Below are 17,774 nucleotides of genomic sequence, written 5' to 3'. Positions count from 1 at the left end.
CCGTTTCGCGTCGTCGTGCTACTTGATCCCGGAGCGGACGAACGCGTTGACGATGTTGCGCTGGAGCACCAGATACAGCGCGAACACCGGCAGGCAGGCGAGGCCCGAGACGGCCATCAGCGGCCCCCAGTCGGTGCCCTCGGTGCCCATGAAGCTGCGCAGCCCCAGCTGGAGAACGGCGTTGCTGCGCTGCATCACCATGGCGGGCCAGAAGTACTCGTTCCACGCGTTGACGAACAGCACGACGGCGAGCGCCGACAGCGCCGAGCGCATATTGGGCACCACGACGGTCCACAGCGTCGTCCACGACGAACGCCCGTCCATCGCGGAAGCCTCCAGCAGCTCCCGGGGGAAGCTCTCCAGATGCTGGCGGAGCAGCAGCACACCGAGCGCCGAGCAGAGGGTCGGGACGACGACGCCCATGAGGGTGTTGAGCAGCCCGAGCTGCATCAGCAGCACATAGTTGGGCAGCATGGTGACCTGGAAGGGCACCAGCCACGTCCCGACGAACGCGATGTACAGCAGCCGCTTCAGCGGGAAGTTCCACGCGGCGAAGGCGTACGCGGCGAGCAGCCCGGTGAGCAGCTGGCCGACGGCGATGAGCCCGGCCATCGCCACGGTGTTGAACAGCAGATGCGCCACGTCGACCTGGCGGGCCGCATCCGTGTAGCTCTGCACCGACAGCGGCCAGGGCAGCGGGGAGAGCGAGTAGACGTCGCCGGGGCGGCGCAGGGACGTGGCGTACAGCCAGTAGATCGGGAAGACGCAGAGCGCGCTGAGCACCGCGAGCACCCCATGGGCGCGCACGGTGCGCAGGCGGCCGCGGTCACCGACGGCCTGTTCGGACACGGTGGGTGAACTCCTCGGTTGTTTTACGTCAGTTGTCGTGGAAGGCCAGGCGCTCGGACAGCCACACCAGCCCGGCGGCGACCAGCCCGAAGCCGACGAAGAGCAGCATCCCGGCCGCCGCGCCCATGCCCGCGTCGTAGCTGCGGAAGCCGTAGTCCCACAGCAGGTAGTAGACGTTGGTGGTGGAGTCGGCCGGTCCGCCCTGGGTGAGCGAGTCGATCAGCGGAAACGTCCACTGCGCGGACAGCAGCACGGTCATCAGCGTCAGGAAGACCAGGGTCGGGGAGAGCAGCGGCAGGGTGATCCAGCGGGTGATCTGCCCGCGCGACGCGCCGTCGAGGGCGGCCGCGTCCGCGTAGTCGCCGTTGATGCCGGACAGGGCGGCGGCCACCACGAGCACGGCGAAGCCGAGCACATGCCAGCCGGTGATCAGGATGATCGCGATCTGGGCGTAGCCGCTCTCCTGCAACCAGTTCACGGAGGTGCCGGTGGCCCGGTCGACCACGCCGCCACGCGGGTCGAGCAGCCATCCCCAGACCGCGGCACCGGCCACCGGGGCGACCAGCATGGGCGAGAACACCAGGGCCTGGTAGACGGCCCGGGAGCGGCCGCCGAGCCGCCGGGTGAGCAGCCCGACGACCACGGGGATGACGATCGAGAACGGCAGCAGGCCGAGGATCACCTCAAGGGTGCGCCACAGCGCGTCGCCGAGCTGCGGGGAGTCCATCAGCCGCCGGTAGTTGTCGAGTCCGACCGGCTCCATGGGCGTGGTGGGCAGCAGATTCCAGGAGTAGAACGACAGCTGGGCGGTCTGCGCCAGCGGCCGGTACACCCAGATGCCCAGCAGGATCAGGGCCGGGGCGAGATACAGATACGGCGGTGCCGCGCGCCGGATCGCGCGCGGCAGCGAGGGCCGCGCCGCCCTGATGGCCGTGTCCATCGGCCGGGGCGGCGCGGAAACCTCCATGAACATCTCTCACTCCGTCCGGGGTGTCAGTTCTGTTTCGGGGGCCGGGTCCGTCTCGGGCGTCAGGTCCCGGATGAAGCGCACCATCGCGTCGCGCTCGCTGTCGTACACCTCCGGCCCCCGCTCGACGGGCAGGGCGGTGGTCACCAGGCTGCCGTCGATGAGGTCGATCCGGCTGAATCCGGCGCCCTCGGCGCCGCGCAGCCTGCCGCTCGGGGACATGGCGTCCACCCGGTACGCCAGCGCGGGCGACACCCACACCGGGACGGTGCCGAGCATGCCGGAGCTGGTGTGGTGGGCGTGCCCGGTGACGATCAGACGGACATCGCTTCCGGCGACGACGGCGCCCAGCCGCTCGGCGCCGCGCAGCCGCAGCAGATGGACGGTGGGCACCGGGGAGGGCAGCGGCGGGTGGTGCAGGACCAGCACCGTGCCCTGCGGCGCCGGCCGGGCCAGCTCCTCGGCCAGCCAGCCCAGCTGGGAGTCGTACAGATGGCCGTCGTGGCGGCCGGGCACGCTGCTGTCCAGCACCACGATCCGCAGGCCCCCCACCCAGTGCACCCGGTCCGCGGCCTGTCCGCCGTCGAGCAACTCGGCCCGGAACGCGGTGCGTTCGTCGTGGTTGCCCGGCACGTACACCACCTCGGCGCCGAGCCGTGTCGCGAACGGGGCGATCACGCCGCGCAGCCGCCGGTACGCCTCGGGGGCGCCGCTGTCCGTCAGGTCACCGGTCAGCAGCAGCGCGGCCACCCGGGCCCCGGAGGCCGCCACCAGCTCGATGGCGGCCTCCAGGTTCGCGAGGGTGTCGACCTGGCCGTGCATCAGCTCACCCGCGGGAAGGATGTGGGTGTCGCTGAACTGCACCAGGGTCAGTTCGGGGACGGTCATTTCTTCGGCAGCAGCTTGGTGGCCTGCTTCTGGGCGGCCTCCAGCGTGGACTTCGGGTCGGCGCCCTGGTAGACGGCCTTCTCCACCGCCTCCAGCATCTCGTTGCGCGCCTGGATGTAGTTCTTGCCGGGGAAGGACTGCCACGGCTCCATGCGGGCGAGCTGGTCCAGGTTGGGCTGGATCAGCGGGTTCTCCTTCGCCCAGGTCTTGAGGCCCTTCGGGTCGTCGACCAGACCGGTGCGCAGCGGCAGGTAGCCGATCTTGCTGGAGATCATGGTGTACGCCTGGTCGCTGGTGAGGAACTTGATCAGCTCCCAGGCGGCGCGCTGCTTGGCCTTGTCCTTGGCGTAGACGAACAGCGCGGAGCCGGAGTTGGTGGGGACGACGGGCTTCTTACCGAAGCCGGGCGAGGTGGTGGCCCGCAGGTCCCACTTGTCCTTGGAGCCCTTCATGAAGAGCCCCTGGACCGCGCTGGTCTCCAGGATCATTCCCATGTCACCGCGGGCGAACTCGGTGTACGCCTGCTCCTGGTTCAGCTTGGGCGTGGCCCCGGACTTCACCATGGCCTGTGCGTTCTTGACCGCCTCGATGGCCGGGGGCTGGTCGAAGGTGAGCTTGGCGCGGTCCTGCGAGATGACCCGGCCGCCGTTGGAGCGGACCATGGACTGGAAGCACCAGTCGGTGGCGATCTTGGTCAGGCAGTCGCTGTAGTGGCCGTCCTTGCCGGTCTTCTTCTTGATGGCGAGGGCGTCCTTGGCCACCTCGTCCCACGTCTTGGGCGGCTTGGCCGGGTCGAGACCGGCCTTCTTGAACAGCGAGGCGTTGTAGTAGAGCACCGGGGTGGAGAACACGAACGGGACGCCGTAGGTCTTGCCGGACCAGTCGCCGAGGGTCTGGGCCCGGGTGGCGTACGGGTGGGCGCCGCCGAAGTTCTTCCGCACCTCGGCCTTGCCCACCAGGTCGTCCAGCGGCTGGGCGCCGAGGCCGTTGACGGCGTAGTCGAGGTCGCCGAAGCCGAGCTGGGCGACGTCCGGCGGGTTTCCGGAGGCGGTCTCGTTCTGGACGCTGGAGACGGCGTCGGCGGCCGGGTTGGGGCTGTTCCCCTGCGGCTTCTGTGCGGTCACCTTGATATTCGGGTGAGCCTGTTCGAATTTCTTGATAAGTGCGGTGAACGTGTCCGTCCACGGGCCCGCCTGGCCGAAGTTGTAGCTCTCGAAGCTGATCGACACCTTCTGGCCGGAGGACAGCTGGGGCACCGGAGAGGAACCGGATTTCTTGTCCTCGGCGGCACCGAGCCCGCCGCACGCGGAGGTGCCGAACAGGATCGCGACAGCGCCCAGGGCGGCACCGAAACGGAAACGAGGGGTTTTCACGGAAATGCTCCTAGTGAAGCGTTGAGGCATGCTTGTACGGGGAATTCGGCGCGGCCGGCGCGGGAGAGGAGTCGGATGCCGGGTCGGGGGTCCAGGTCAGCCTGCGGCCACTCGCCCGGTCGAAGAGGTGGACATGGTGGGGCGCCACGGCGAGTCCCGGCGTGTCGCCGGTGGACACGCCCAGCGGGCGCGGTCCGCGCAAGCTCACCTCGGCGGAGCCGACGGCGCAGTGGGCGACCTCGTCGCTGCCCAGGTTCTCGACCAGCCGTACCCGGGCGCGCAGCATCGGCTCGGCGGCCGGGACGAGGTGCTCGGGCCGCACCCCCAGCACCACGTCGCACGGGGGCAGGTCAGCGGCGATGCCCAGGGGGACGTCGATGTCCTCGGCCACCGCCCGCAGTTCGCCGTCCCGGCTGATGACGCGCGCGTCCATGAGGTTCATCGGCGGCGCGCCGAGGAAGCCCGCGACGAACACCGAGGCGGGCTCGTCGTAGACCTCGGCCGGGGTGCCCACCTGCTCCAGGCGGCCCGCGTTCAGCAGGGCGATCCTGGTCGCCATGGTCATGGCCTCGACCTGGTCGTGGGTGACGTACACAAAGGTGGAACCGAGCCTGCGGTGCAGGCCGGTCAGCTCGGCGCGGGTGGAGGACCGCAGCTTGGCGTCGAGGTTGGACAGGGGCTCGTCCATCAGGAACGCGCCGGGGTCGCGCACCAGCGCCCGGCCGAGCGCCACGCGCTGGCGCTGGCCGCCGGACAGCTCGCGCGGCCGGCGGTCCAGCAGCTGGCCGAGGTCGAGCACCTCCGCCACCTCCTCCACCCGGCTGCGGATCTCGGGGCGCGCACGGCGGCGGGCGCGCAGCGGGAAGCCGATGTTCCGCGCCACGCTCAGATGCGGGTAGAGGGCGTAGCTCTGGAAGACCATGGCGAGGTCGCGGTCACGCGGCGGAGTGTGCGTGATGTCGGTGTCGTCGAGCAGGACGCGGCCCGCGGACAGCGGGGTGAGCCCCGCGATCATCCGCAGCAGGGTCGACTTCCCGCAGCCGCTCGGCCCGAGCAGGACCAGGAACTCGCCGTGCCCGACATCCAGGCTGACCCCGTCGACGGCGACGGTCCGGCCGAAGCTTTTGGTCACGCCCTCGATGCCCAATCGGCTCACGAGTCAATTCCTTTCCCGCCGGGTTATGGTGCGGGAGAACCACAACAGCCACAGATGTATTCGAGGTAAACCAGCCCTGACGATATGAATGTGCCGGGCGGTGATTGCTTTCTTCAATCAGCCGAGTGGAGAAGGGAATTGACAAGAAAGAGGACAGGGGGCGCGGGCCAGCATGGAACCCATGCGCTCTCGGCCCCTCCTCGCATTCCTTTGTGCCGCCACTTTTCTGGTCTATCTCGACACCAGCATCACCCCGGTGGCCCTGCCCGATATCCGCGCCGACGTGGGGGGTGGGACGACCGCCGGGCAGTGGCTGCTCGACGCCTACACCCTCGCGTTCGCGTGTCTGCTGCTGACGGCGGGCTCGCTGGGTGACCGGCTGGGCCGCCGGAACGTCCTGGCCCTGGGCATCGCGGGGTTCACGGCGGCCTCGGCGGGCTGCGCGCTGGCCCCGGACACCGGCACGCTGATCGCCGCGCGCGCCGCGCAGGGCGTCTTCGCCGCGGCGATCGTGCCGCTGTCGCTCGCGGTCACCTCGGGCCTGTTCGACGACCCGCGGCAGCGCGCCCGGGCCATCGGGATCTGGGGCGGCACCAGCGGTGTGGCGCTGGCGCTCGGACCGCTGCTGGGTGGGCTGCTGGTGGAGACCGCGGGCTGGCGCAGCATGTTCTGGATCAACATTCCGATCGGTGTGGTCGCCCTGACCGGGCTGCTCGCCACCATGCCGCCCGCCCCGCCGTCCGGTGCCGCGCGGCGGGTGGACGTCCTCGGCCAGCTGCTGTTCATCTGCGGTGGCGCCGCGCTCACCTTCGTGGCCATCGAGGGACGCGCCCTCGGCTGGCTGTCCGCGACGGTGCTCGGACTGGGCGCGGTGGCCATCGCCGCGCTGGGGGTGTTCGGCTGGTGGGAGGCGCGGACGCGGGAGCCGATGCTGCCGCCCGCGCTGCTGCGCATCCCGACGGTGGCGATTGCCTGCACCGTCAACTTCCTGGGCCTGCTGGGGCTGTACGCGGCGCTGTTCCTGCTCACCACCCATCTGCAGGGCGCCCTCGGGCTGTCCGCCCTCCAGACCGGGCTTCGCTTCGTGACGCTGTTCGGCTGTCTGGCGGTGGCGGCGGTCGTCGCCTCGTCGGTGGTGGCGCGCTGGGGCACCCGCCGCACGATGGTGACCGGCCTGGTGTGCGTGGCGGCCGGGCTGGCGGGGCTGACCCTGGCGGAGACCGGCGTCGGCTACCCCGGTTACGCGTGGGCGCTGGTGCTGCTCGGGGCGGGCGTGCCGCTGTCGAGCGGGGTGGTGGCGATCCAGGCCATGATGGGCGACGTACCCCCGCGGCTGGCCGGGACCGCGTCGGGCACGGTGAACACCTTCCGGCAGTTCGGCGCCGTCCTCGGGGTCGCGCTGGCGGGGATCCTCTCCCCGGAGCGCGGTGGCACGGTCCACGCGATGCATCTGACGTTCCTGGCCACCGCGGTGGCCGCGGCCTTGGCCGCCGTGCTCACGGCGCTGGTGCTGCCCGCCGGGTCAGCGGCGCGGCGGCCAGTCGAAGCCGACCGGGTTGGGGACCGGGACGGCGCCCGCGGTCATGATCAGGTCGGCGAACGGGCGCACACACGCGACTAGTTCCTCGGTGCGCGCCTGCCCCAGCGCCCGGTAGGGGCGCGCCGCCAGGCGGTCGGTGTCCGTCTCGATCCGCTCGCGGACGAGGGCACCGGCCGCCGTGAGCGTGCCGTCCTCGTACAGCCAGCCGCGGCGGACGAGTTCGCCGAGCGCGCCGGACCACTGGTCTTCCGTCCACTTGTGGTACTTCTCCGCGTCGGACCGCGGTGAGCGGCCGGACGCGGTGGCGAGCACATGCGCCGCGCACGGTTCGATCTCCTGCCCAGCCAGCACCGCGACATGGCCGTCGCCCCGGTACTCGCGCAGGGTGGTCAGCGCCTGCCACAGCGCCAGATGCGGCGTGTCGGGCACCGGCAGCGCGGCGTTGGCCGCGCCCAGCGGGCGTCCGCCCGCGCCGTCCACGACGGAGGCGGCGGCCGTGGCGAGTTCGGCCGCCCGGACCAGGCCCGGAGCGTCCAGCACCGGCCGGGCCAGGCGGCGCAGCGCCGTGTCCATGGCGGCGAGCCGGGCCCGGAGGAAGTCCCGCGGGGTGGCGTGGTCCCACAGCGCGGGCACCGAGCGGGACACCATCGCGGGCGCCAGATGGTAGAACACCGAGGTCGCGGCGGCGGCTCCGACGGCGCCCAGCGGCGCGGCCCGGCAGCCGAAGTACCACATCCACCGGCCGGGCAGCCCCAGCGACCCGGTGGCCGCCTGGGTCTCCGGCGCGTAGTACAGGACGGCGTGCACCGGCTCGGCGGTGTGCCAGGCGTACCGTACGAGACTCAGTTCCACGCGCGCTCTCCCCACGTGTCGGCCATCGCCCGTACGAGCCGGTCGAGGAGGTGGGTTGAGGTGGCGAGGTTGAGGCGGGCGTGACCCGCGCCGGGCGCGCCGAAGGGGCGGCCCGCGCTGAGCGCCACCCTGGCCTCGCGCAGCCAGAACTCGGCCGGTTCCGTGGGCAGCTGGAGGTCACGGAAGTCCAGCCAGGCCAGATATGTGCCCTCGGGGAGGCGGTACCGGACGGCGGGCAGCAGCTCGCCCAGCAGTTCCGCGAGCAGCCGCCGGTTGGTGTCCAGGGTGCGCAGCACTCCGGCCAGCCACTGATCGCCGTGGCGGTAGGCGGCGGCCCCGGCGACGATGCCGAGCGGGCTCGCGCCCCCGTTGGTGGCGGCGGGCAGCGCGGCCCAGACGGCGCGGTCGCGCTCCGAGGTGACGATCGCCTGGGCGCATTTGAGCCCGGGGATGTTCCACCCCTTGGAGGCGGACACCAGGGTGACGGTGTGGTGTGCCGCGGTGTCCGACAGCGAGGCGTACGGCACATGGCGGTGGCCGGGGAACACCAGCGGGGAGTGGATCTCGTCGGCGACGACCCGGCCGCCGTGCCGGTCGACCACGGCGGCGATGTCGCGCAGCTCCCGCGCGGTGGCGACGGTGCCCAGCGGGTTGTGCGGATTGCAGAGCAGCAGGGTACGGGCGCCCGCCGCGAACGCGCGGTCCACGGCGCCCGGATCGAGCGTGGGCCGCCCGTCCGTGGTGCTCCCGTCGGCGGTGCTCCCGTCCGTGGCGCTCATGGGCACCTCGATCAGCGGCCGCCGACAGCCGCGTACCACGTCGGCCAGCGGCGGGTAGGCGGGCACCGGGAGGATCACCGGGCTGCCGGGGGCGGAGTGCGCATCGAGGGCGACCCGTACGCCGTGCACCACATCGGGCAGCGGGAACACCTGGCCGGGGTCCACCGGCCACCGGTGGGTACGGCCCAGCCAGTCGGCGCACGCGGTCACCAGCTCCCGGCGGGAGCGGTCGTCGGGGTAGCCGAACGCACCGCGCCGTACCGCCGCCTCGACGGCGTCCCGGACGGGCGGCGCCGTCCCGTAGTCCATCTCCGCGACCCACGCCGCGAGCACGTCCGGTGGGTGGCGGGTCCACTTCAGCCCGCCGGTCGTCACCGGCGGGCCGGGCGCGGGGTGGGTGGCGGTCATCCAGTGGCCACCCGTTCGGGCCGGTACTCCCTGCCGCGGGTGACCACCAGCGCCGGTTCGGCCAGCACCGACAGATCCCTCAGCGGGTCGCCGTGCACGGCGATCAGGTCGGCGTCGCGGCCCGGGGTGAGGCTGCCGGTCGACGCGGCCACGCCGAGCGCGGCCGCCGCGTCGCTGGTGGCGGCGCGTATCACCTCGGCGGGGGTGAAGCCGTAACCGGCCATGGTGGCCAGGGCCGTGGCGTACGCGGAGTGCGGGGTGTCGCGGATACCGGCGTCGGTTCCGGCGATGAACCGCACACCCCGTCGGCGCATCTCGCCCACCACGCGGCGGCGCCCGGCGGCGTACGCCTCGTCGTGGGCCAGCAGGGGGTTGAACGTGCCGCACACCGGGATGCCCGCCTCGGCGATCGCGTCGGCGAGGGCGGGGTCGAAGCCGTCGAAGCCGCTCTCGGTCTGCCAGGTGCAGTGCTCGATGGTGTCCATGCCGTGGACGACGGCGGCGCGGATGCCCTCGACCCCGTGTGCGTGCGCGGCCACCGGCATGCCCAGGAGGTGTGCCTCGGACACGGCGACGGCGAGTTCGGCGTCGGTGAACTGGGGCAGCCAGGGCTTCGAGCGGGGCGTGGTGTGCCCTCCGGTCACCATGATCTTCAGCAGGTCCGCGCCCCACAGGGCCTGCTCCGCCACCATCCGGCGGATCTCGCCAACACCCTCGCACCCGCCGCCGAGGTACCAGCAGTGGCCGCCGGGCGAGGTGAGCGGCCGGGTGGCGGTGAGCAGCCGGGGGCCGTGGCCCACGCCGTCGTTGATCTCGTCGCGCAGGACGATGTCCAGGAAGCCGTAGCCGCCCAGGTCGCGGGCGGTGGTGACACCCGCGGCGAGCAACGCGCGCGCGTTGCTCCGCATGGTGTCCAGCAACTCGGGGCCGTTCGCCCGCCGGAGCGCCGGAACCGGGTCAGGGCCGCCGTCCATCGCGAGGTGCACATGCGCGTCGATCAGCCCCGGCAGCAGGGTGCCGTGCGGAAAATCTACGTGTTCGAGGCCCATGGGCAGCTCGCCGATCCGGCCGACGGCCCGGATCACCCCGCTGCCCACCACCACCCCGCCGTCGTACAGTGTCCCGCCGTCGCCGGTCAGGACCCGGGCGGCCGTGTAGAGCTTCATCGCGGGGGCTGTCCGTCCCGGAGCCACCCGGCGATCCGGGGCCCGATGACCGTACTGTCCTTGATCCACTGGAAGTGGTCGCGGTGGACGACGGCCGACGACGCGTCGATGTGCCAGCGCGTGATGTCGGCGGCCGCGGCCCGGCCGCACAGGAAGTCCACGTTGGACTTCGGGCCCAGCGGGTCCTCGTCCAGCGAGATGGCCAGCACCGGCAGCTTCAGCGCGGCCAGCTTCCGGTCGTAGTCGTACGACCCGCCCCGGGGCCGGTAGTGGCTGTTCAGCGAGTGGCGCGACCAGTCGGCCATCACCCGGCCCTGCATGGCCCCGGGGATGAGCACCCCGCCGGGCCACCGCCCGGTGACCCGGGCGACCAGGCCGATCCACTGGATCTTCCACAGCGCCTCGAACCAGCGCCTGGGCTCGAACGCCTTCCAGTACACGCTGCCGGTGGCGATGAGGGTGACGCTGGAGATCCGGTGCGGCGCGGTGGCGGAGAACAGCAGCGCCACCTGGCCGCCGAGGCTGTGCCCGAACAGATGCAGCGGCGCCTGCGGAAAGCGCGTCGCCACGGCATCGACGATCGCGGGCATGTCGACCTCGATCAGCTCCCGGTAGCCAAAGTCCGGCGCCTCACGCAGCCTGGGGGTGGACTCCCCCTGGGCGCGCAGATCGACCGTGGCGACCGAGCAGCCCGAGGCGGCGAGGGCCTTGGCCATCGGGAGGTAGAACTTGGCCTTCATCGCCATCGCGGGCAGCATCAGCACCACCGGGGCGGCCGGGTCCCTGTGCGGCAGCAGCCGGATGACGAAGCCCGCGCCGTCCGGTGTGGTCAGCCGCAGCTCTTCGAGCGCGCCGAACTCCGAGGGGCGCTCATCGCTCATACTCGACGTGGCCATCAGGACTCCTGGTCCGCGCCGGTAGCCACGTCCACCACGTAGTCGAAGGTGGCCTTGGCGACGAGGACGTCGGCGTCGTCGTACATCAGCGCCTTGCCGTCCACCTCCATCCGCCGCTCGCCCTCGGCCGCCAGCACCTCGCGGATCGCGCGCTCGTCGATCAGCCCGATCGCACGGATCCGGCCGATGGCGGGCTTGCGGAACGCGGTCCTGCTGTCCCGCAGCACGAAGCGGCGGATGGTGTGCAGCCGGGTGGCGGCGGCGCCGAGGAAGGCGGCCGCGCCCGCGATGTCCGCGGCGAGGAACAGGGCGCCCGCGTGCACGGTGGCCATGTGGTTCGCCAGATGCGGCGCGTCGGGAACCACCACGACGGCACGCTCCGGGCCGATCTCGGTGACCCGCACGTCGGCGTGGTTGCCGAACGGCACCAGGGTGGTGCAGATGCGGCGGATCTCGTCGTAGTCCGGGTCGGCCGGGTCGATGTGGCCGAACGCCGCCGAGTAGGCGCCGCCGGGCTGGGTCTTCACGTCGGTGGTCACGCTCGTCATCCCCTGAATGATCGATCCCTGAATGGTCGGTCCCTGAGTGTTCGGGTCACGCATGTCGCTGGTGCGCATATCGCTGGTGCGCATATCGCTGGTGCGCGTGTCACTGGAAGGTGCGCAGCACCCGGCGGCCGATGGACCAGCGCAGCACCTCGGAGGCGCCTTCGTAGATCCGCACCGCCCGGGCCTCCACCAGGAAGCGGGCCACCAGATGGTCCTCGCACACGCCGAGCCCGCCGTGCAGCTGCACCGCCCGGTCGAAGACCCGCCAGACCGCCTCGGCCACGAAGGTCTTGGCGACGGACGCGGCGTGGCGGGCGGCCGAGCTGAGCGGGCCCTGCTCGTCGAGGACCGTCGCGGTGGAGTGGATCAGGGCCCGGGACGCGGTGATGTCGATCTCGTTGTCCGCGACCAGTCCCTGCGCCATCCCGTGCTCGGAGATCGGCACCCCGAAGGCGGACCGGCCCCCGATGTGGCGCGCGGACAGTTCATGGGCGCGGGTGGCGAGGCCCAGCCAGTTCATGCACAGGGTCAGCCGGGAGGGCGCCAGCCGTGCCTGGGCGTGGTCCAGACCCCGGCCGACCTCGCCGAGCACCGCGCTGTCGGGGACTACGCAGTCCTCGAACGCCACCTCGCTGTGGCCGCCGGGGTTGCTGTGGTCCAGGGTCGGCATCCGGCGGCCCACCTTCATGCCCGGGTTGTCCTGGTCGACCAGGAACAGGGTGACCCCGTCGTCGGTGTTCGCCACGCAGATGGTGAACGCGGCGCCCTCGGCCCCGGTCGTGAAGTGCTTCCTGCCGTTGATCACCCAGCCGTCGTCGGTCTCCTCGGCGACGGTCATCAGCATGCGCGGATCGGAACCGGCCCCGGGGGCGGGCTCCGTCAGGGCGATGGCCGAGCGCACCTCGCCCGCGGCCAGCGGGGCGAGGTAGCGGCGGGTCTGCTCCTCGTCGCACGAGTGCGCCAGCAGGTGGATGTTGCCGTCGTCGGGCGCCGAGCAGTTGACGGCGAGCGGGCCGATCAGGCTGGTTCCCGCGGCCTCCAGCACCAGCGCCGCGCCGCGCATGTCCAGGCCCAGCCCGCCGTGTTCGACAGCGGACAGCGGCCCGAAGACGCCCGCCTCCTTGGCCGCCTTCTGGAGTTCCAGGCGCAGGGCGTCGTCCATCGGGCGGCCGTCCACCACCACCTCCCGCTCGACGGGCAGGACGCGGTCGGACACGAAGGCGCGGGTACGGTCGGCGAGTTCCTGGGGACTGGGCACCGCGGACTCCTCCTCGGCTGGGGCGAGCATCGACATGTCGCGACCATTCCGCCAGACCGTCGTATGCGGGGCCCGTGCCATTGCCAGAACCAATCGGCCGAATGGAGACCGGTGCCGCGATCTTCTTTTCCGCTCTCCTGCGGAGAGACTGCCGGTGCCCGCCGATACCGCACCGATATCAGGAGGACGAATACCGTGGCGACTACTGCTGACTGGACGGCCCTGGAGGTCGCGGCCGTCCGCGACGAGGCGGCGGAAGTGCGCTCATTCGAACTGGTCGATCCGGACGGCGGACTTCTGCCGGAATGGGCGCCGGGCGCGCATATCGATGTCCTCGCTCCGGACGCCGGTACCGCCGACCCCGAAAGGGTACGCCAGTATTCACTGTGCGGAAATCCCGATGACCGCCGCCGTTACCGGATCGCGGTATTGCGCGAGGAGAACGGGCGCGGCGTCTCGCGCTTTCTGCACGACCGTATCGAGACCGGCGCGCGGCTGCTGGTGGGCGCCCCGCGCAACAACTTCCCGCTCGTCGCGGCCCCTCACTATCTGTTCATCGCGGGCGGCATCGGCATCACACCGCTGCTGCCGATGCTGCGCGCGGCGGCAGCCCGCGGCGCGGACTGGGAGCTGTCCTACGGAGGGCGGCGGCGCGACCGGATGGCGTTCCTCGCCGAACTCGACGGCCACGGCGAGCGGGTGCGGGCGCTTCCCGAGGACGCACACGGGCTGCTGCCGCTGGCCGGGATCCTGGACACCGCGCGGCCGGACACCGCCGTCTACTGCTGCGGCCCGGAGCCACTGCTCGCCGCCGTCGAACGGCTGTGGGGCGAGCGGCGTACGGGCACCTTGCACATCGAGCGCTTCCAGCCCCGCCCCCAGGACCCCGCCGCCGCTCCCGACCGGGAATTCGAGGTCCGGGTCGCCAGCACGGGCAGGACCGTCCGGGTCCGGCCCGAGCAGTCCATCATGGACGCGCTCGGCGCGGCCGGCGTCGACGTCCCGTCGTCATGCCGCGAGGGCACCTGCGCCAGCTGTGAGACCACCGTGCTCGACGGCGAGGTGGAGCACCGCGACTCGGTGCTGACCGAGGACGAGCGGGTCAGCGGCGACACGATGATGCTCTGCGTGTCCCGGGCCGCGTCCCCGCGATTGGTGCTGGACCTCTGACGCGATAGCGAACGGCCATGGACCGGTTGTCCAGTCCAATCATGGACGGGTGACGAGGCGTCGTCGTGCACACTCGACCGAGCCGACGTGGACTTACGATCACGACCAGTCGATCCCGCGCGGTGGAAATCGGGGAATCGAGTAGATCGGACGACACATGCAGCTCACCGTTCTTGGATGCCGGGCCGGAATGCCCGCGGACGGACAGCCGAGTTCCGGGTATCTGGTGGAAACCGCCGGCGCCCGGCTTCTCCTCGACTGCGGACCGGGTACGGCCGTCGCCTTGAGCGCGGTCGCACCGCCGACTTCCCTGGACGCCGTGGTGATCACTCATTTCCATTCCGACCACTGCTACGACCTGCTGCCCATCGGGAAATCGCTGCTGAACGGCCTGGTCGATGTGCAGGGCGGCCCGCCGCGCCTCGCGGGCGAATTCCGCCCCGTACCGCTGTATGTCCCCTCGGGCGCACGGGAATTGTTCGCCACGTGGGGCTCGCTGTTCCCGGTGACCACCCTGCCGCTGCTGGACCGGGCCTTCGAGGTGGCGTTCGACGTGCGCGAGTACACCCCCGGGGAGAGCTTCCAGGTCGGCGACTGCACCGTCACACCCCGGGAGTTGCGGCATGTCCTGCCGAACTGCGGGATGCGGGTGGAGGCCCCGTCCGGCTCCCTGGCATACACCGGGGACACCGGCGTCACCCCGGCGCTGACCGAACTGGCCGCCGGAGTGGACCTCCTGCTCGCCGAGGCGTCCCTCGCCGAGCCCGACCACAGCGACCACGGCCATCTGTCCGGTACGGACGCGGGCCGCACGGCGCACGCCGCGGGCGTCGGCGAGCTGGTGCTCACCCACTTCGCGTCGAGCGAGCCGGAGTGGCTCGCGCACCTCGCCAAGACCGCCGCCGGCGAGTTCGCCGGCCCCGTCCGGCAGGCTGCCCCCGGCCTGAGGATCGCGGTGCGCCCGGCCGGATGAGCGCGGGCGCGACGTCTCAGACGGAACCGGCCATGGGCGAGGTGGTGACCGCGCCGGTCACCACCTCGGCGGCGGCGAGCCCGGAGACCCGGGTGGCGCCGTGGGTGACCAGGTCGGCGGCGCCGTCCGCACCGCCCAGGGGGAAGCCCATCTCCACGACGACGGCGTCCGGGCGGCTGCGCAGCAGGTCCGCCACGGCCTCGGACACCCAGCGGTGCCGGGCCGCGTCGCGCACCACGACGACGAGGACACGACCGGCGGCGGGGGCCAGCACCTCGCGTGCCAGCGCCCGGCCCGTGTGATCGACGTCGGCCTCCGTCAGCCGCACCGATGTGGTCGTGGGCCGCAGCCGGCACAGCGGCGCGGCGAGCCCCCACGGCGTCTGACCGTCCACGGCGAGGCTCATCACCGGGGAGAACTCCACCACATGGACGTCGCCGGACACCGGCAGCACCTCGGGGGCGCCCGGGCGGCGGCGTACCCGGATCGCCCGCCGCGCGGCGGCGAGGCCGATGTCGGACCGCGTGGCATCGGGCGGGACGGAGCGCGCCCGCTCACCGGACCAGGCGGCGAACCGCCGCATCCGCTCCGCCGCTTCGGCCAGCCGCTCCTCCGCCAGGTCGCCCTTCCGGACGGCGCGGACGACGGCGTCGACCAGCCCTTCGGCGACGGCCTGCCCGGCGTTCTCGCCGCCCACGCACACCGCGTCCGCGCCACCGGCCAGCGCCTTGACGGTGGCTCCGCCGATGCCGTAGCGGTCGGCGACCGCGCCCATCTCGATGGCGTCGGTGACCACCAGGCCGGTGAAGCCGAGTTCCGTCCGCAGCAGATGCGTCAGGACGCGGCGGCTGAGCGTGGCGGGGAGTACGGGATCGTACGCCGGGACCAGCAGATGTGCCGTCATCACCGCGCGGACGCCCGCCTCCATCGCGGCGATGAACGGGGGCAGCGCGGTCCGGGCGATCTCCTCCGCACCCGCGGCCACCGTGGGCAGGCCGTGGTGGGAGTCGACGGCCGTGTCGCCGTGGCCGGGGAAGTGCTTCGCACATGCGGCCACCCCCGCGGACTGCAGACCGCGGATCCATGCGGCGGTGTGCCGGGAGACGATGTCGGTACGCGCGCCGAAGGAGCGCACGCCGATGACCGGGTTGAGCGCGTTGGAGTTGACGTCGGCGCTCGGCGCGTAGTTCATCGTGACCCCGGCCGCGTGCAGTTCGCGGCCGACGTCACGGGCCACCCGCTCCGTCAAGTGGACGTCGTCCACCGCTCCCAGCGCCAGGTTTCCCGGCCGGGTGGCGCCGGACAGCGCCTCGATGCGGGTGACGTCTCCGGCCTCCTCGTCGATGGCGATGACCAGGTCCGGGTTCTCCGCGCGGAGTTGCGCGGTGAGGGCGGCGACCTGCTCGCCGTCCACGATGTTCCGCCCGAACAGCACGACCGACTGAAGGCCCAGGCCGATCCTGCGCCGCACCCAGTCCGGAGCGGTGGTCCCCACGAAGCCCGGCTGCAGCACGGCATGTGCCAGCCGCGCCAGTTCCGGCTTGCTGCTCGCTCCCATGGCAGGGCCTCCGAGGCGTGATGAAGCACGCCGCGGCGGACTCGGCAGCCCGACGGCGCGACACAGATCACCAGGATGTTGGCCTAGACCATTCAGGGTGTCAAGGCTTCATTCCCCCGGCGGCGACGGCCAGCCCGCTCGCACCCGCTCCGGGTGGCCCTCCCGTTCCCGGCCTTCGGCGAATCGTCGGGGCTCACCTGGGGCCAGGTCACCGCGCGCGCCGAACGCTGACTGGACCCGGCGGAGACCGTACGGATGCGCGAACAGCTCACGGAGCTGTGAGCACGGCTCGCGTATTGCGTCGCCGCGAAAACGTGAGCATAGTTTCTGTGTCCCGTGTGCCCAGCACCCTCGTGGCCGGTGAGCGGAGTCCCAGATGAGGTTCGGTCTCGCGATCATGAACGACTTCCCTCCGGGCGTGGTCCCCGCGCGGCGGATCGGCGCCCTGCGGGAGCAGGTCGCGGCAGCCCGGGAGGCCGGGTTCTCCTCGGTGTGGATGCTTCAGCACTACCTCGGCAACATGCCCACCCTCCAGCCGGTCCCGACGCTGGCGGCGCTGACGGCCGAGGCGGATGGCATGGACATCGGCACGAACATGCTGATCCTGCCGCTGCACCACCCGGTGGAGGTCGCCGAGCTGTACGCCACACTCGACCATCTGTCCGGAGGCCATGTCATCGCGGGCTTCGGCATGGGCTACCGGGAGAACGAGTTCCGGTCGTTCGGGATCCCGATGGACGAACGCAAGCCCCGCTACGAGGAGGCCATCGAGGTCATCCGCGCCCTGTGGTCCGGCGAGACGGTCCGGCACACGGGCACCCACTTCACCATGCACGGCGAGCGGATCAGCCTGCCTCCGGTGCGCCCGGGCGGCCCGGAGGTGTGGATCGGCGCCGGGGCGCACCGGACGGGGGCCCGGCGGGCGGCACGGCTCGGCGACGGGTGGATCATCCCGCCGCATGTCTCGCCGGACCGGCTGAAGACCGTGATCGGCTGGCAGCGCGAGGAGGCGGCGCGGCTCGGCCGCGAGGAGCGGCCGTTCTCGTACGTCGTCCGCAGGGAACTGGTCCTCGACCACGACGGCGACCGCGCGCGGGAGATCGGGCTGCGGGCACGGGGAGCGCTCACCCGTGCGTACGGGGCCTTCGACGCACCGGACACCACGGCCTCGTACCGGCACTTGACGAGCGACGCGGCGGCCGCACAGGTGGCGGACGAGTCGTATCTCTTCTGCACCCCGGACGTGGCGGCCGCCAAGCTCGGCGAGCTCGCGGCGCTCGGGGTGGACTATGTGATCCTGCGGATGCAGTGGTACGACCTGGAGCAGGAGCAGGTACTGGCCACGATGCGGCTGTTCCGGGACGAGGTGCTGCCGCGCTTCCGGGCGTGAGTG

At 72.0% G+C, this 17,774-nt stretch carries 16 protein-coding genes; 4 read left to right on the top strand and 12 right to left on the bottom strand.

The genetic code is table 11. The features are described 5' to 3' along the window. Window positions 1–18: 18 nt before the first annotated feature. The 5 genes from ACZ59A_RS14930 to ACZ59A_RS14910 are packed head-to-tail and all read right to left on the bottom strand — an operon-like array spanning window position 19 to window position 5,233. On the bottom strand, window positions 19–849 hold the full coding sequence (locus ACZ59A_RS14930; RefSeq protein ID WP_470958303.1) for a carbohydrate ABC transporter permease: 831 nt from the start codon (window positions 847–849) through the stop codon (window positions 19–21). A 28-nt stretch (window positions 850–877) separates the two neighbouring features. After that, complete coding sequence (locus tag ACZ59A_RS14925; RefSeq protein ID WP_470958300.1) at window positions 878–1,822, bottom strand: carbohydrate ABC transporter permease; 945 nt, start codon at window positions 1,820–1,822, stop codon at window positions 878–880. A gap of 3 nt (window positions 1,823–1,825) precedes the next feature. After that, window positions 1,826–2,704, bottom strand: a complete 879-nt coding sequence (locus tag ACZ59A_RS14920) for a metallophosphoesterase (RefSeq protein ID WP_470958297.1) — start codon at window positions 2,702–2,704, stop codon at window positions 1,826–1,828. Then, window positions 2,701–4,077 (bottom strand): ABC transporter substrate-binding protein, encoded by a 1,377-nt coding sequence (locus tag ACZ59A_RS14915; protein WP_470958294.1) that lies wholly within the window; start codon window positions 4,075–4,077, stop codon window positions 2,701–2,703. The genes ACZ59A_RS14920 and ACZ59A_RS14915 overlap by 4 nt, the downstream gene beginning before the upstream one ends. A gap of 10 nt (window positions 4,078–4,087) precedes the next feature. Beyond that, window positions 4,088–5,233, bottom strand: a complete 1,146-nt coding sequence (locus ACZ59A_RS14910) for an ABC transporter ATP-binding protein (RefSeq protein ID WP_470958291.1) — start codon at window positions 5,231–5,233, stop codon at window positions 4,088–4,090. A 181-nt stretch (window positions 5,234–5,414) separates the two neighbouring features. Between ACZ59A_RS14910 and ACZ59A_RS14905 the strand changes: the two genes are divergently transcribed. Then, the gene (locus ACZ59A_RS14905) at window positions 5,415–6,854 is read left to right on the top strand and encodes an MFS transporter (RefSeq protein ID WP_470958289.1); all 1,440 of its coding nucleotides are present in this window, start codon (window positions 5,415–5,417) and stop codon (window positions 6,852–6,854) included. On the opposite strand, the gene ACZ59A_RS14900 is transcribed toward ACZ59A_RS14905, so the two are convergent. The 6 genes from ACZ59A_RS14900 to ACZ59A_RS14875 form a co-directional block, all read right to left on the bottom strand. After that, window positions 6,756–7,625 carry an SCO6745 family protein gene (locus ACZ59A_RS14900; RefSeq protein WP_470958286.1) on the bottom strand — a complete coding sequence of 290 codons (870 nt, stop codon included), beginning with the start codon at window positions 7,623–7,625 and terminating at the stop codon, window positions 6,756–6,758. The genes ACZ59A_RS14905 and ACZ59A_RS14900 overlap by 99 nt on opposite strands. Then, window positions 7,616–8,812 carry a MalY/PatB family protein gene (locus ACZ59A_RS14895; protein WP_470958284.1) on the bottom strand — a complete coding sequence of 399 codons (1,197 nt, stop codon included), beginning with the start codon at window positions 8,810–8,812 and terminating at the stop codon, window positions 7,616–7,618. The genes ACZ59A_RS14900 and ACZ59A_RS14895 overlap by 10 nt, the downstream gene beginning before the upstream one ends. Beyond that, entirely contained in the window at window positions 8,809–9,978 is a 1,170-nt protein-coding gene (locus ACZ59A_RS14890; RefSeq protein ID WP_470958280.1) for a metal-dependent hydrolase family protein, read from the bottom strand. Before ACZ59A_RS14890 ends, ACZ59A_RS14895 begins: the two co-directional genes overlap by 4 nt. Further along, the gene (locus tag ACZ59A_RS14885) at window positions 9,975–10,874 is read right to left on the bottom strand and encodes an alpha/beta hydrolase family protein (RefSeq protein ID WP_470958278.1); all 900 of its coding nucleotides are present in this window, start codon (window positions 10,872–10,874) and stop codon (window positions 9,975–9,977) included. Before ACZ59A_RS14885 ends, ACZ59A_RS14890 begins: the two co-directional genes overlap by 4 nt. Beyond that, complete coding sequence (locus ACZ59A_RS14880; RefSeq protein WP_470958276.1) at window positions 10,874–11,422, bottom strand: DUF4442 domain-containing protein; 549 nt, start codon at window positions 11,420–11,422, stop codon at window positions 10,874–10,876. The genes ACZ59A_RS14885 and ACZ59A_RS14880 overlap by 1 nt, the downstream gene beginning before the upstream one ends. A gap of 100 nt (window positions 11,423–11,522) precedes the next feature. Beyond that, complete coding sequence (locus ACZ59A_RS14875; RefSeq protein WP_470958274.1) at window positions 11,523–12,716, bottom strand: acyl-CoA dehydrogenase family protein; 1,194 nt, start codon at window positions 12,714–12,716, stop codon at window positions 11,523–11,525. 159 nt (window positions 12,717–12,875) lie between these two features. Here ACZ59A_RS14875 and ACZ59A_RS14870 point away from each other — a divergent pair, with 159 nt between their 5' ends. Next, entirely contained in the window at window positions 12,876–13,850 is a 975-nt protein-coding gene (locus ACZ59A_RS14870) for a PDR/VanB family oxidoreductase (protein WP_470958271.1), read from the top strand. Window positions 13,851–14,007: 157 nt separating this feature from the next. Then, entirely contained in the window at window positions 14,008–14,823 is an 816-nt protein-coding gene (locus ACZ59A_RS14865) for an MBL fold metallo-hydrolase (RefSeq protein WP_470958268.1), read from the top strand. A gap of 16 nt (window positions 14,824–14,839) precedes the next feature. On the opposite strand, the gene ACZ59A_RS14860 is transcribed toward ACZ59A_RS14865, so the two are convergent. After that, complete coding sequence (locus ACZ59A_RS14860; protein WP_470958266.1) at window positions 14,840–16,381, bottom strand: glycoside hydrolase family 3 protein; 1,542 nt, start codon at window positions 16,379–16,381, stop codon at window positions 14,840–14,842. 376 nt (window positions 16,382–16,757) lie between these two features. Here ACZ59A_RS14860 and ACZ59A_RS14855 point away from each other — a divergent pair, with 376 nt between their 5' ends. Then, window positions 16,758–17,771: an LLM class flavin-dependent oxidoreductase gene (locus ACZ59A_RS14855; protein WP_470958263.1), complete on the top strand. Its 1,014-nt coding sequence runs from the start codon at window positions 16,758–16,760 to the stop codon at window positions 17,769–17,771. The last annotated feature ends 3 nt before the right edge of the window (window positions 17,772–17,774 follow it).

This window comes from Streptomyces sp. NPDC040405 (assembly GCF_055595765.1).
The sequence above is the reverse complement of the archived record's forward strand: the minus strand, read 5'-3'. Positions and strand labels throughout refer to the sequence as shown.

Excerpts from the sequence above, each read along its gene's own strand:
- ACZ59A_RS14925 (WP_470958300.1), bottom strand. The coding sequence starts at position 1,822 with ATGTTCATGGAGGTTTCCGCGCCGCCCCGGCCGATGGACACGGCCATC.
- ACZ59A_RS14920 (WP_470958297.1), bottom strand. The coding sequence starts at position 2,704 with ATGACCGTCCCCGAACTGACCCTGGTGCAGTTCAGCGACACCCACATC.
- ACZ59A_RS14905 (WP_470958289.1), top strand. The coding sequence starts at position 5,415 with ATGCGCTCTCGGCCCCTCCTCGCATTCCTTTGTGCCGCCACTTTTCTG.
- ACZ59A_RS14895 (WP_470958284.1), bottom strand. The coding sequence starts at position 8,812 with ATGACCGCCACCCACCCCGCGCCCGGCCCGCCGGTGACGACCGGCGGG.
- ACZ59A_RS14890 (WP_470958280.1), bottom strand. The coding sequence starts at position 9,978 with ATGAAGCTCTACACGGCCGCCCGGGTCCTGACCGGCGACGGCGGGACA.
- ACZ59A_RS14885 (WP_470958278.1), bottom strand. The coding sequence starts at position 10,874 with ATGGCCACGTCGAGTATGAGCGATGAGCGCCCCTCGGAGTTCGGCGCG.
- ACZ59A_RS14880 (WP_470958276.1), bottom strand. The coding sequence starts at position 11,422 with ATGACGAGCGTGACCACCGACGTGAAGACCCAGCCCGGCGGCGCCTAC.
- ACZ59A_RS14875 (WP_470958274.1), bottom strand. The coding sequence starts at position 12,716 with ATGTCGATGCTCGCCCCAGCCGAGGAGGAGTCCGCGGTGCCCAGTCCC.
- ACZ59A_RS14865 (WP_470958268.1), top strand. The coding sequence starts at position 14,008 with ATGCAGCTCACCGTTCTTGGATGCCGGGCCGGAATGCCCGCGGACGGA.
- ACZ59A_RS14860 (WP_470958266.1), bottom strand. The coding sequence starts at position 16,381 with ATGGGAGCGAGCAGCAAGCCGGAACTGGCGCGGCTGGCACATGCCGTG.
- ACZ59A_RS14855 (WP_470958263.1), top strand. The coding sequence starts at position 16,758 with ATGAGGTTCGGTCTCGCGATCATGAACGACTTCCCTCCGGGCGTGGTC.